Genomic DNA, 13755 nt, shown 5'->3' with positions numbered 1-13755 from the left:
GTTATTAAGAAATTTTTAACAAATATGTCGAGTTATTCAAAGCAAACCAACTGGGGCCAGTTCATCCCTTTGGCTACTGTATTTTTTTTCTGGGGATTTATTGCTGCAAGTAATGATATTCTGATCCCGGTATTCAAAAAAGCATTTAACCTGTCGCAGACCGAAAGTATGTATGTCCAGATCTGTTTCTATGTGGCATATACCGTAGGTTCTTTAATCTATATGGCGATTTCCAAAGGGCTTAAACAAGACCTTGTCAATAAAATCGGATATAAGAATGGGCTTATTGTCGGCCTGCTTATATCTGCTCTGGGTACTTTGCTGTTTTATCCAGCTGCTAATCTGGGTTCTTTCCCATTGATGATTTCCGGGCTTTTCATTGTAGGGCTGGGCTTTTCACTCCAACAGATCGTGGCCAACCCGCTGGCCATTGAAGTAGGTCCTTCTGAGACAGGATCACAAAGGCTTACCATGGCAGGAGGAATCAATAACCTGGGAACCACCATCGGTCCTCTTATTGTATCTTTTGCTATCTTCGGATCTGCAACAGCAGGAAATACGGAGGCCAGCGTAGAAAGTGTCAAGATTCCTTACCTTATCCTGGGTGCTGCCTTTGTACTGGTAGCTATTATGCTTAAATTTTCATCTCTTCCATCCGTTACCCCTACTATTGAGGAGAACACGGATGATACAGTTCCCGGAGAACACAGAAAATCTGCGTTACAATATCCGCAGCTGATCATGGGGATGATCGCTATATTTGTGTACGTAGGAGTGGAAGTTTCCACGGCAAGTAACCTGCCTGCCTACATGGAGAAGGATCTTGGCTTTGATACCAAAGACGTAGCGCCATATATTTCCCTGTATTGGGCTTCCCTGATGATCGGTCGTTGGACCGGAGCTGTAGATGCGTTTGATGTAAGTGCAGGCTTTAAAAAAATCCTGAGATTTTTAGCGCCTTATCTGGCTTTCGGTGTATTTTTATTGGTTAATGCCTTGGCTAACCACGATCTTTCACCGTTCTATGTTTATGCAGCCATCATCATAGTAATGATCATTTGTGATGTCCTTAGTAAAGGAAATCCGGCCAGAATGCTGCTTATTTTCTCATCTGCCGGTATTGCAGCTCTTTTAATCGGTATGTTTACCTCCGGAATGGTTTCCGTGTACGCCTTTACCAGTGTAGGTCTATTCTGCTCTACGTTATGGCCTTGTATCTTTGCCTTAGCCATCAACGGACTGGGTAAGCACACGAACCAGGGATCGGGACTACTGATCATGATGATTATGGGTGGCGGAATTGTAAGTCTTCTGCAGGGATATGTAGCTGATTTAACGGACATCCACTCAAGCTATATTGTAGGAGTTTTATGTTTTGCGTATCTTGCGTTTTATGCCATCCGTGTAAGCGGAATCTTAAAATCGCAGGGTATTGATCTTGATAAAATTTCAAAAGGCAGTGGCCATTAAAATTAAAACAATATATAAGAAGAAGAGGTTTTGGGCAGGTATATTACTTGCCCAATTTCTTTTGTTTTTCATGTGCTCCAGGTCTGGAGGAATGATCACCTTTTTCAACAGGCTGTTTGAGCTCCAGAAGAAAATCCATCTGTCTTTGTTTTCGTGGATCCCATTTTCTGCTGGAGATCTTTTCTATATCCTGCTGGGCATAGTCATCGCTTACCTTATTATAGGTTGCCTGATAAAAAGTAAACGGCAACAATCTTTGTTGAGGATTTTGGTTCTGATTAACCTGCTGTACTTTGTTTATCAGATCTTCTGGGGGATGCTTTACTTCCAGACTCCGATCATTAAAAAACTGCCCAGCCAGAAGGAGCCCGATTACAGCAAGGCCAAAAGACTGGCCTTACGGTATCTGGAAAAATGCAGACAGACCAGGCAGGAAGTTCATGAGGACAAAAACGGCATCTTTATCGTCACGGACCTGAAAGCGATCCAGAAGGAAATTCTTAAGCAACAGACTATGCTTCCCGATTATATCTCCGGAAAGGAAGCTCCGCAGATCAATTCTTTCAAACCGAGTATCTTTAAAACTGTTATGAGCTATACCGGCATTCTTGGGTACTACAATCCATTTACTGCCGAAGCGCAATACAATTCTCAGCTCCCTTCCACATTTCTCCCTTTTACTTCTGCTCACGAAAGCTCTCATCAGCTCGGATTTGCAAGAGAACAGGAAGCCAATTTCATCGGATATCTGATAGGTACCCAAAGTGATAATAAAGAACTGCGTTACAGCACGGAATATTTTACGCTTAAAAGCCTTCTCAATTTTATTGTACAGGAAGATCCGGAGTTTGTTAAATATGTGATCCGGAATTATTCTCCTGCCATGAAGAGAGACCGGATGTATGAGAAAATGTTTGTTTGGAAGCATCAGGGCTTACTGGATGACTTTTTTGGCTTTACCAACAACCTTTTCCTTAAAAGTAATCAGCAGGAAGGTTCGGTCACATATTCTTATTTCATCGACCTTCTCCTGAACTATGAAAAATAAAAAAAGAATCGTATCAGGCGATACGATTCTAAAAACACAAATGATGAAAAAAAATTTATTACCTTGACTTGTTCCCTCATTCAAGGCGTTGTAAAAGTACAACATATTTTATAAATACAAAAACATTTACTCCCTTTTTTGTCATTTTATAAAAACTTTATGATTTTTTAAGTTTTCACAGATTTAAAAGACTTTAACTATCTCATTATAAAGCTGTAATCCATAAGTAAATTTATTTTGTCTGAGGAATTACTTTACATTTTATAGAAAAGAATCCATATTTTTTATAGCAATTATAATGTATTTTCTCTTAATGATACAATAGTACTATTAATCTCAGTGAAATTAAATTTTAAAGTCAGACTTTACTTCACCCTTGCGCCATAGAAGTACATGGCGTATCATTATCTTGATTTCAATGCATGTAGCATTTTATTTCCCGACTCATAAATCACTTCACTAAGAAAAAATTTGTTATTTCAAAACATCTGTGTATTTTAGTTGAAAATATGACTATGCAATTTGATAAACTCATTCAACACCTTAAGCTTGATAAGCAGGAATTTATTTTTCAGTTCAATTCACATCCTAATTACCCTTCTGCCCTTGCTTTCAGTGACACGCTGAACTTTATGGGTGTTAAAAACGATGCTTATGAACTGGATAAACAATACTGGGATGAGCTTCCGGATGAATTCATAGCCATAGTAGACGATTCATTTTCATTGGTCAGGAAATCAGGAAATCAGTATACCGTTTATGCAGAAAAGGTGAAAACACTGAATAAGGCAGAATTGCATGCGCGGTCTACAGACTTTATACTCTTATTTGAAAAGAATGAACATCCTGAAAGCAAGAAGGTCACCAGCCTGAAACCGTTATTATATATTGCCTCTGCCATTATTGTTCTGTACTCGGCTGTCAGCATGGCGTGGTACGAGGTCCTGTTTAATCTGGTCTCTTTAGCAGGCGTATATATTTCCCTGGAGATTTTTAACCAGAAGTTCGGGAGTACATCAACAGTAATCAGCAGCATCTGCGGGGACACTTCCGCGAGCCAGACTGTAAATTCATGCCACAAAATCATCAATCAGGACAAAACCAGTATTCTGGGCCTGAAGTTTTCAGATTTTTCCCTAATCTATTTCACTGGCCTTCTTGTGATGGGTATATTCTTACCTGCTACAGCAGTGCTTATCAAAGGGATTACTTTAGTCTCCATGATAGCAGTAGGATATTCGGTATACATACAGGCATTTGTGGAAAAAACTTACTGCCGTGTCTGCCTGATCATCATTTCTCTTTTGGTAGCTCAGCTGCTGTTGGGTTTCCTGTTCTTCGGGAATACTTATGTAGATTACAGAATGATCTTACTGTGCCTTGCTTTATGGATTGCTGTATTCTCACTGATCCTTTACCTCAACAATACGCTTAGTGAAAAAGAAAGCCTCCAGAAATCCAATTCCAAAAACCTGAGATTCAAAAGGAATTATGATCTTTTTAAAAGGGAGCTGACAGATAGCGAGAAGGTACATTTCAGCGATCAGGATACATTCTCTTTAGGGAAGAAAGATGCTAAAATTCGTATTTCAATTGTTTCCAACCCTTATTGCGGATTCTGCAAAGATGCACATACCATACTTGAAAAGCTTCTGGAGCAGTATCCTGATGAAATCTCCGCTCAGATACGCTTCAACTATTCAGCAGAGCAGAAAAATGATAAGTTTACAGGTTTAATCTCAGATTTTATGTCTATTTACAGGCAGAAGCCTGAAGCTGAATTTATCAAGGCAATGGATCTATGGTTCAAAACAAAGGATGAAAGCAAAATCAGAGCTTTTGCCGGTACTGATACGCACCCTGAGGATCTGACATCCCTTATTCGTATGTCTGCCGAAAACAGGGAAGCAGGGCTCAATTTCACTCCAATTTTCCTGATCAACGGCTACCAGTTCCCTGAGAAATATGACCGCGAAGACATTCATTACTTCATCAGCGAATTGATAGAAGACGAAGAACTATAAAGTTATCAAGTCTATCCTAAAAATCACTAACTTAGGAACAATTAAAGCGGTATCCGAAAAGCTGACAGAGTAGGAAAACTAAAACAAATTATTATGAAAAATCTAAAAAAAATGACAAGAGAAGACCTTAAAATGATTAAAGGTGGTTACAAAATGTGCTCGGATGACGGAGACTGCGGACCGGACTGGTGTTGTGCCAACGGGGCATGCAGGCTTATTTCCGGAGCAAGCCAAAGCACTTACCTTTGTACGTATTATCCGGTAGACTAAAAGCATGATATGAATTTCGGTTCATAAAGCAAAATGCATACATTAAAGAAGTTGCCGCCATATCCTGACGGCAACTTATATAAAATCAGATAGATTATTGAAGTTGAAATCTTTTCCTTTTTACCGCCAGCCAGACTCTAAAGACTGCGGCCCAACCTGCCTCCGTATTGTAAGTAAATATTATGGAAAGAGTATTTCCTTACAGCAGATCCGTAACCTTTCCGAAACGACCCGTGAAGGCAGCAGCCTGCTGGGGCTGAGTGATGCCGCTGAGGATCTCGGTTTCCGTTCTCTGGGCGTACAGATTGATTTTAAAACCCTCGTTGAAGAAGTACCGTTCCCTTGTATCGTACACTGGAACAAAAATCATTTTGTAGTCGTTTATAAAATAGACAAAAATAACAAAGTATATATTTCAGACCCGAGTTACGGGCTTATCACATATTCCCGTGAAGAGTTTATCAAACTTTGGATCGGCGAAAATGCTACAGAAGAAACCGAAGAAGGCATTGCCCTGATCCTGGAAACTACCCCTGCATTTTTTCAGACCGAATTTGACGATCATGAAAGCAAAGCCAGCTTTTCTTTCCTTTCCAAATACCTACTCAAATACAAGTCACTCGTTGGCCAGCTCGCCATAGGATTGCTTGCAGGAAGTTTGTTATCCCTGATTTTCCCCTTCCTTACCCAGAGTATTGTAGATGTGGGAATCCAAAATCAGGACCTGAATTTTATCTATCTTGTGCTTCTGGCTCAGATCATGCTTTTCATCGGAAGAATGGGTATTGAAGTCATCCGCAGCTGGATCCTCCTTCACCTGTCTGCCAGGATTAATATTTCCATTATTTCCGATTTCTTTATCAAACTGATGAAACTTCCGATCAGCTTTTTTGATACCAGGATGACCGGAGACATTATGCAGAGGATCAACGACCACCACAGGATCGAACAGCTACTGACCAGTTCTTCACTGAACACCCTGTTCTCTCTGGTCAACCTGATCATATTCAGCATTGTGCTGTTATTTTATGATTACAGGCTTTTTGCCGTTTACCTGGTAGGCGCTGTTGCTTATGTAGGGTGGATTACCTTTTTCCTTAACCGCAGAAAAGAACTCGATTACAAAAGGTTCTCTCAAGTTTCCCAGGAACAGAGCAAGGTGATAGAGCTTATCAACGGGATGCAGGAAATTAAAATGCACAATGCTGAAAAACAGAAGCGATGGGACTGGGAATTTCTTCAGGTCAAACTATTTAAGATCAGGATCAAGTCCCTTTCTTTGGAGCAATGGCAGTCGGTAGGTGGCAATTTCATCAACCAGATGAAAGATATCCTGGTAAGTTTTTTATCGGCTAAACTGGTCCTGAGTGGCAACCTGACTTTAGGGATGATGCTTTCCGTCCAATATATCATAGGACAGCTTAATAGTCCCCTTCTTCAGCTGATCGACTTTATCCGGCAGTTTCAGGATGCCAAAATCTCACTGGAAAGACTCGGGGAAATTCATGATAAAGAAGATGAAGAAAGCAAGGATGAACAGTACGTCACTGATCTTCCGCAGCAGGATATTGAAATTGAAAATATGTCTTTCCGCTATGTAGGTTCAGACCTGTATGTATTCGAAAATCTTAATCTTACTATTCCTTATCAAAAAACCACGGCTATCGTGGGAGCCAGCGGAAGCGGAAAAAGTACTTTACTGAAGCTGCTGATGAAATTTTATGAGCCTACGCAAGGTGATATCCGGTTAGGCAATACCAATCTTAAAAATATCTCTCCCCGTTTCTGGAGGGATCATTGTGGCGTCGTGATGCAGGAAGGATACGTATTCAACGATACTATTGCCAACAATATTGCGGTGGGTGAAGACTATGTGGATAAGCAAAAGCTCCGGAAAGCGGTAGAAATTGCCCATATCAAAGATTTTATTGAAGGGTTGCCATTAAGCTACAATACTAAAATCGGGAATGAAGGTCTTGGAGTAAGTGGTGGACAAAAGCAAAGGCTATTCATTGCAAGAGCGGTTTATAAGTCGCCGGAATATATTTTCTTTGATGAAGCGACTTCCGCACTGGATGCCAACAATGAAAAAATCATCATGGAAAACCTGGAACAATTCTTCAAAGGGAAAACGGCGATCGTCATTGCACACAGGCTCTCAACGGTAAAACATGCAGATAAGATTATTGTGCTGGATCAGGGCAAGGTGGTAGAAGAAGGTAGCCATACAGAACTCGTGGCTTTGAGGGGCGAATACTATCGACTGGTTAAAAATCAGCTTGAACTTGGAAATTAATTTTCGATTTGTATTTTTAAATTGTACAGTAAACCCATTCAATATTATAGATATGAAAAACCTAAGAAAAATTCAAAGGCCGAATTTAAGGACAATTTACGGTGCAGGACCTGTACCGGGCGGTCCGTGCAATTGCTTCTGTTACATCAATAACAATAAGCAGTGGAATCCGTGCAATCAATATTGCCCGGGTGGAGAAGTCATTCCGGGCGTTGAGCCGGGAAATGATCCAAAATGCGATTACAAATTACCTTTGTAATTGCATATGACCAGAAATCCTCATTCTGAGGATTTCTGTTTAATATTTTAAATATGGAAAAAGATACTTTAGATTCTATTGAACTCCGTTCCGAAAGCGTACAGGACATTCTCACACAACCTCCGCACTGGATGATCCGCTGGGGAAATACCATTATACTAATTATTTTGGTGATGGTACTTATTATGAGCTACCTCATCAAATATCCTGAATTTGTTCCGGCCCCCATTGTGGTAACGTCTCAAAATCCGCCGGAAAAGCTTGAGGCGAGGACCAATTCTAAGATAGAAAAGATATTCATTAAAAACCATAAGGAAGTCCATAAAAATGAAATCCTAATGGTTATGCAGTCAACCGCCAACTATAAAGACGTCTTGGCTCTTAAAAAGATTGTTGATTCAATTAGCCCCAGCCAGCTACAGTCATTCCCGTTAAATGGAAACCTCACATTTTAAATTAGGAGAACTTCAGGGTGACTACAACAGCTTTGCCAAAGCATTTCAGGATGAGGCATTATTTACGCGCCTGCAGCCTTATGCTCCTGAAAATCTCGCTGCCAATCAAAGTATTTCGGAATACCGCGCCAGGATTGCTACCCTTCAGCAGCAGAAAAAATTGGAACAGGCTAAATATGAACTGACCAGAAAAAGCTACCAGCGTTCACAGGACCTGTTCAACCAGGGTGTTATTTCAGCAGTGGAACTTGAAAATGAAAAGATAAAATTCATTCAGGAACAGCAAAACCTGGAAAACATCAATATCTCATTATCGCAAATGGAAGAAGGTATTTCCAACCTTAACAAGACCAAAAGCGGAACGGCCATCAGTACTGAAAAGGATAAGATCACCTATTCTTCCCAGACCCTTCAACTGTTTGAACAGTTAAGAAAGACATTAAAACAATGGGAACAGAACTACCTGATTGTTTCGTCAACCGATGGAGTGGCCAGTTTTCAGCAATTTTTCGGGGAAAACCAGTTCGTAAAGACAGGAGATGTCATCCTGACGATTCTTCCTAAAAACAAGGAGCAACTGGTAGGCAGGATGTCGGTTCCATCCGTCAACTCAGGAAAGGTAACTACCGGGGAAAAAGTACTGATTAAACTGGACAATTACCGTTTTCAGGAGTATGGGATCATCGAAGGCAGGGTACAGAATATATCCATGTCTCCGGACGACAAGGGAAACTATTATGTGGATGTTACTCTTCCTAAAGGTTTGCGCACATCGTATAACAAAACACTGCCGTTTGATAAAGAGCTACGGGGTAATGCCGAAATCGTTACCCAGGACCTGAGGCTTATCGAAAGATTCTTCTATCAAATGAGAAAACTTTTAGGATACCAGAGTTAAAAAATAAAAACCGGAACTGTATAAGTTCCGGTTTTTTTGTAGCGAAGACGGGAATTGAACCCGTGACCTCAGGGTTATGAATCCTGCGCTCTAACCAACTGAGCTACCTCGCCGTTTTGGTGGTGCAAATATAGAAAATAATTGCTTACCGCCAAAATTATTTTAGCTTAAAATAGTCCAAAACATCGCCTACATGCTCTGGTTTACTGATTATCTTATTGTTAGCATCCAAAATAAAATACGTAGGTGTTGCATGAATATTGTAGGTGTCAGCAAAACTGCTGTTCCATCCTTTAAGTTCAGAATCATTGATCCATGGGAATGCCTTGATTTTATTAGTATAAGAATCTCTGTCTACATCCAGTGAAAATCCTACTACCTGAATATTTTTGGCCTTAAGCTCATTGTATTTTTCAAGCAGTTTAGGAAGCTCATTTTCGCAGTGTGAGCAGGTAGAAGACCAGAAAACGATAATTTTCTTATCGGCTTTTACGCCGTATAATGATTTGGCAGTTGTATTAACCGGTGATTGAAATTTATAGTCAGGGAAAACAGCTCCCATTTCTACGTTGGCATTAGATTTTTAAAGTAGAAGCCAGCCTGTCGGTTATCGTGCATTTAAGGTTTTTAGCAAGATTTAGATATTTATTCTTAAGCTCAGACATGTCATAGACATCAAAAATATCAATCAGTTCGGACAAAACGGTCTGTCCCCGCGGCGTTTCAACCTTAAGGCGGTCCAGAAGCTTATCTACGGAACCGGCAACGTTGGTATTGCCTCCCGTATTCAGGTAGGCAACCAATAGAGGCCGTAGTAATGACGAGCTTTCAAGCATATCATTCGACTTATCAATAAAATTAATGATGTCTTCCTGAGATGCCTTTTTAGCATTTCCTTCGGCTATGAATTTGTCGTAGTTGGTATTATAATAATACACAAAGGGATGTTGGGACTGATCTATATCTCCCGTTTGGATGGAAAGCCTGGAGATTTCAGTCTTTAAAGCTTTGCCGAATTCAGTAGTATCCTTGTAATATTCTTTGATCTGGGTAAGCGCAGGCAGGATCAGCTGGCGTTTCTGCGCATTTTCCTGAAGCCTGCTCATCAATTCATTCGCCTCATCCTGATACTGAACATCTTTAATTTTATTCTTCTCTGTAGTGAATCTAATGTCTACGTTCTTATTTTCTGAAATGAAATTAAAGCTGTTGTTACTTGAAGGGAGATATACCTTCATCATGCCCATATAATGCTTGGGATATTTGAAAGTCCATGTGTGGTTTTTAGAGGTTTCTTTAGTCGCGATAATATCTTTAGATCCATTTAATGTATAGAGGATGGCATCTTGATCCTGAAAATCGGCAGGAGCCTGAATGGTCACTGTAAACTGTGCCTGAAAGCAGAGGCTGATGAAGACTGCTGGTAGTAGACAAATTTTTTTCATGCGGTAAAAATAAAAAAACTCCCTGATTAATAAGGGAGTTTGTTATTATTTTAATGAAATTTTTATATTTTTTGGCTCTTGTATTTTTTGGCAAAAAATACAATGAACATCAAAGCTAGAAATCCTAATGCTAACACGTACATGTCAATTGGTGCAGCCTGGGCTCCAGGTGTAACCCCTCCAACACCGTTGCCAGGGTTAGGTGGCGTACCGCCCCCCTGAGCATTGGCCCACAATGCAGCTAGAAGAAAAACAGCCGATATCAATTTATTTATTAAAGTCTTCATATTATTATTTTAAGATTTTGGTGTTAACAGTTTCTCCTTTGTCCGATACAATCTTAACTACATAAGAATTTTTCAGTGCATTATCCAGTTCGATAACAAAATCCTTAGAAGTACTTACTGCTTTTTTAGAGATAACAAGCTTGCCACTCATATCATAAACTTCAATATCTGCTTTTTTCCAGTTTGGATCAAATCTTACGATGTAATTGGTAATATCAGGATTGTAAACCACCATTGTCCTGGAAGGTTTTACTGATGTATTGTCCACTGCAAGAGCAGCATTATTAGGTGCTCCGTAGAAAAGATCAAATTCTGCATCGGAAACAGGCACTACACCACCCTGAACGGCAGCTTGAGCGGTTCCGCTCGGAGTTTTATAATAGAAGCCTATTCCTGTGGATAATTGGTGGGTGCCATTGGCAACCAGTTCTGCATTTTCTCTGATCTCAAATTTATATGATTTGATTTTTGAAAGATCGTAGTTAACCAATTTGATATTTTTCCCCTGGAAGTTATTCTCATTAGCTTCATTGATGTATAGCCAATACTGGTTGGTATAGTTATAATCATAACCTCCGGTAGGTGCTTCCTCAAAAGTTCCCAGAATACTTCCGGAAGTAGAGGAAATTTGTGTTAAGGCATTGCTTGAATGACCTGTAGTTGCGTTAGGATAAACCACATAATAGGTTCTGGCCACCTCATTACCGTTAGCATCAAGACCGATAACTCCTAATTGCTTCACCGTTGCTCCCGACGTACTTGATTTGCTGGCAGAAACACCATAATCCGTACCTGTAGCTCTGCTGAAATAATTAAATCTTCTTAAGTTGTTAAAATTCAATACCTGATTAGCTACTGTATTGTCTTTCATTTTGATAACAAAAGTACTCATAGGACGTACAACCAGATAATCCAGGTCTCCTGTTGGTACCGTTGCGGATCCTCCTGTAGAAGGCGATCCAGCAGGCAAATTGCTGGCAAAAGAGACAAATTTATAAGATGAAGCTCCACCACCGCCGTTATTGGTATTAGAGTACTGAACACCACTTACTTCAAACCTAACGGCCTGAATGTTGCTCAGGTTGATACCATCCCCGTTTGTAGCACTTTCATTAGTCGCAATCCATCTCAGATCGAGGTTAGTAAGGAATGGGTTTGAAAACTGGTAGATATTTTTACCATAATTCCCTTGCCATGCAGTTCCTCCGGCTGCGATATGGAAGCCATCCTGAACATATGACCAGTATTTTTCATTGTACTGGTTAACGTTACTCCCTCCTGTTCCGAAGCTTACATTGGCGCCTGCACCGCTTAAAGTGACAGAAGTACCGCTTGTATCAGAGTAAGGACGTCCCTTTAATGTTCTGGTTGTATTGCTCACATCCAGATTTGTTCCTCCAAGGATATAATATGCATACAAAGGTGAATCAATACCAAGTCTGTAAGTAAGATTGGTAAAGTGATTGAAAACCACATTATCATTGTTCCACTGAAGAACGTCATTTCCAGAACCCCTTACCCCCGAAAAAGTTTTACCGAGTTCTGTATTTAATGTTGACAATGTTTTTGCATAGAATGGCAGACCTACCTGTTGATAAGCACCATGATTAACTGCTCTGTACTGCTGATCTACAATCCCTGTTATATTGGACTGTGGAATCCCGGTAATGAAAAGCTGACCATAGGTATAAGAAGGCGTTGCCGTTGAAGAATTCGTATTGTAAGTAGCATAGGAAGTGGGTTCGTTGATAACGTTCACAAAGTTGTTTCCACCGTTACTTTCAGTTTTGTCCGCATTTGAAGCATCGATTGTCTTGAAAGAATCCGAAGAAGAACCTGACACCATTATATTTCCATGGTTTTCAATTCTACCGTTTCCTTTCATCTGCATGCCCCCACCGCTGTAGACCAGCGTTCCTTTACTCACATACATATTAGCGTTTGTGTCTACATGACACAATATATTCTGCGCCTGAACAGAATAACCGGCTGCTAAAAGGCCAATAGCAAATAAACTTTTTCTCATTGTATATAAATATTTGTGTGTTAATACAATATCTCAAAGGCAAAGTTATGTTTTTTTTTGATAATCTGAAAAATTTATTTTATTTATTAACAAAAATATTATCTTTAGTTAATGTAATATCCTTCTCTTCCCCAATAGAAAACATATAATCCTCAAGCACTTTTTCCGTAGTTCCTCTAAGTCCTCTGGCACCAAGTCCCTTCTCCATGGTCTCGTCAACGATTTTCTCGATGGCATCATCGGTAAATACCAGTTTTGTATCATCCATTTTGAATAGTTCCACAAACTGGTTAACGATTGAATTCTTAGGTTCCTTCATAATTCTTACCATTGTTTCCTTAGTAAGCTTATCCAGATAGGTAATAATAGGGAAACGGCCTAAAAGTTCAGGAATTAAACCGAAAGAACGAAGATCGATAGCATTGATGTTGGTTAGGATGTATTCATCCTCATCCGTTTTATTGATTTTCTCTGAGCTGAATCCTATCGCCTGTTTGTTGAGCCTTCTTTCTATGATTTCTTTAATCCCGTCAAAAGCTCCTCCTGCAATAAACAGGATATTCTGGGTATTGACCTGGATGTATTTCTGATCCGGATGCTTACGCCCACCCTGTGGCGGTACATTTACAATGCTTCCTTCCAGCAGCTTAAGCAGACCCTGTTGCACACCTTCACCGGAAACATCCCTGGTAATGCTTGGATTATCCGATTTCCTGGCTATTTTATCAATCTCATCTATAAATACAATTCCTCTTTCCGCCTTTTCAACATCGTAATCGGCAACCATAAGAAGCCTGGAAAGGATGCTTTCCACATCTTCCCCTACATACCCTGCTTCCGTAAGGATGGTAGCATCAACAATACAAAACGGCACGTTAAGCTCACGTGCAATGGTCTTAGCCAGCAGCGTTTTTCCCGTACCGGTTTCCCCGATCATAATGATATTGGACTTCTCAAGCTCTACGGACCTGTTTTCGTCCTTAGCGTGAAGAAGTCTTTTATAATGATTGTATACAGCTATGGAAAGCTGTTTTTTCGCCTGATCCTGTCCGATGACATACTCGTCCAGAAATTCTTTGATTTCCTTAGGCTTTTTAAGTTCACTGATATTTTCTGCAGGAGAAAATCCCGGACCTGCAACACTGTCTTTTACAATAGCATGAGCCTGCTCTATACAGTTTTCACAAATATAACCGTTCTGACCGGAGATCAGCATCTGTACTTCATTTCTCTTTCTGCCGCAAAAAGAACACTGGTTTGAATTCATTTTTAAATTT

General features: G+C 40.1%; 12 protein-coding genes and 1 tRNA gene. 7 read left to right on the top strand and 6 right to left on the bottom strand.

The genetic code is table 11. The features are described from left to right. Positions 1–24: 24 nt before the first annotated feature. The 7 genes from QE404_RS19270 to QE404_RS19240 all read left to right on the top strand — a co-directional run bounded on the left by QE404_RS19270 (position 25) and on the right by QE404_RS19240 (position 8720). On the top strand, positions 25–1470 hold the full coding sequence (locus tag QE404_RS19270; RefSeq protein ID WP_307453284.1) for an MFS transporter: 1446 nt from the start codon (positions 25–27) through the stop codon (positions 1468–1470). Beyond that, a complete protein-coding gene (locus QE404_RS19265; RefSeq protein WP_371935249.1) occupies positions 1466–2518 on the top strand; it encodes a DUF3810 domain-containing protein in 1053 nt (350 codons plus the stop codon). Before QE404_RS19270 ends, QE404_RS19265 begins: the two co-directional genes overlap by 5 nt. A gap of 515 nt (positions 2519–3033) precedes the next feature. Continuing rightward, positions 3034–4542 carry a vitamin K epoxide reductase family protein gene (locus QE404_RS19260; RefSeq protein WP_307453280.1) on the top strand — a complete coding sequence of 503 codons (1509 nt, stop codon included), beginning with the start codon at positions 3034–3036 and terminating at the stop codon, positions 4540–4542. A gap of 93 nt (positions 4543–4635) precedes the next feature. Beyond that, on the top strand, positions 4636–4812 hold the full coding sequence (locus tag QE404_RS19255) for a bacteriocin-like protein (protein ID WP_307453278.1): 177 nt from the start codon (positions 4636–4638) through the stop codon (positions 4810–4812). 103 nt (positions 4813–4915) lie between these two features. Beyond that, complete coding sequence (locus tag QE404_RS19250) at positions 4916–7108, top strand: peptidase domain-containing ABC transporter (protein WP_307453435.1); 2193 nt, start codon at positions 4916–4918, stop codon at positions 7106–7108. Positions 7109–7420: 312 nt separating this feature from the next. Then, positions 7421–7822 carry a hypothetical protein gene (locus QE404_RS19245; RefSeq protein WP_307454094.1) on the top strand — a complete coding sequence of 134 codons (402 nt, stop codon included), beginning with the start codon at positions 7421–7423 and terminating at the stop codon, positions 7820–7822. Further along, positions 7803–8720, top strand: a complete 918-nt coding sequence (locus QE404_RS19240) for an HlyD family secretion protein (RefSeq protein WP_307454091.1) — start codon at positions 7803–7805, stop codon at positions 8718–8720. The genes QE404_RS19245 and QE404_RS19240 overlap by 20 nt, the downstream gene beginning before the upstream one ends. Positions 8721–8759: 39 nt before the next feature. On the opposite strand, the gene QE404_RS19235 is transcribed toward QE404_RS19240, so the two are convergent. From QE404_RS19235 to clpX, 6 genes are all read right to left on the bottom strand, one after another. Beyond that, positions 8760–8833 (bottom strand) — tRNA-Met (locus QE404_RS19235). Between the two features lie 44 nt (positions 8834–8877). Then, on the bottom strand, positions 8878–9282 hold the full coding sequence (locus QE404_RS19230; RefSeq protein WP_307454089.1) for a TlpA family protein disulfide reductase: 405 nt from the start codon (positions 9280–9282) through the stop codon (positions 8878–8880). A gap of 13 nt (positions 9283–9295) precedes the next feature. Next, on the bottom strand, positions 9296–10165 hold the full coding sequence (locus QE404_RS19225) for a hypothetical protein (RefSeq protein ID WP_307454086.1): 870 nt from the start codon (positions 10163–10165) through the stop codon (positions 9296–9298). 62 nt (positions 10166–10227) lie between these two features. Next, positions 10228–10452, bottom strand: a complete 225-nt coding sequence (locus QE404_RS19220) for a signal peptidase (protein ID WP_307453269.1) — start codon at positions 10450–10452, stop codon at positions 10228–10230. Between the two features lie 4 nt (positions 10453–10456). Then, positions 10457–12478: a T9SS type A sorting domain-containing protein gene (locus QE404_RS19215; protein WP_307453267.1), complete on the bottom strand. Its 2022-nt coding sequence runs from the start codon at positions 12476–12478 to the stop codon at positions 10457–10459. A gap of 79 nt (positions 12479–12557) precedes the next feature. Then, entirely contained in the window at positions 12558–13745 is a 1188-nt protein-coding gene (clpX, locus tag QE404_RS19210; protein ID WP_307453265.1) for an ATP-dependent Clp protease ATP-binding subunit ClpX, read from the bottom strand. Positions 13746–13755 lie beyond the last annotated feature (10 nt).

It is taken from the genome of Chryseobacterium camelliae, assembly GCF_030818575.1.
GTDB classification, from domain to species: Bacteria; Bacteroidota; Bacteroidia; order Flavobacteriales; family Weeksellaceae; genus Chryseobacterium; species Chryseobacterium camelliae_A.
Note: the sequence above shows the minus strand (reverse complement) of the source record. Positions and strands in the feature narration are given on the sequence as shown.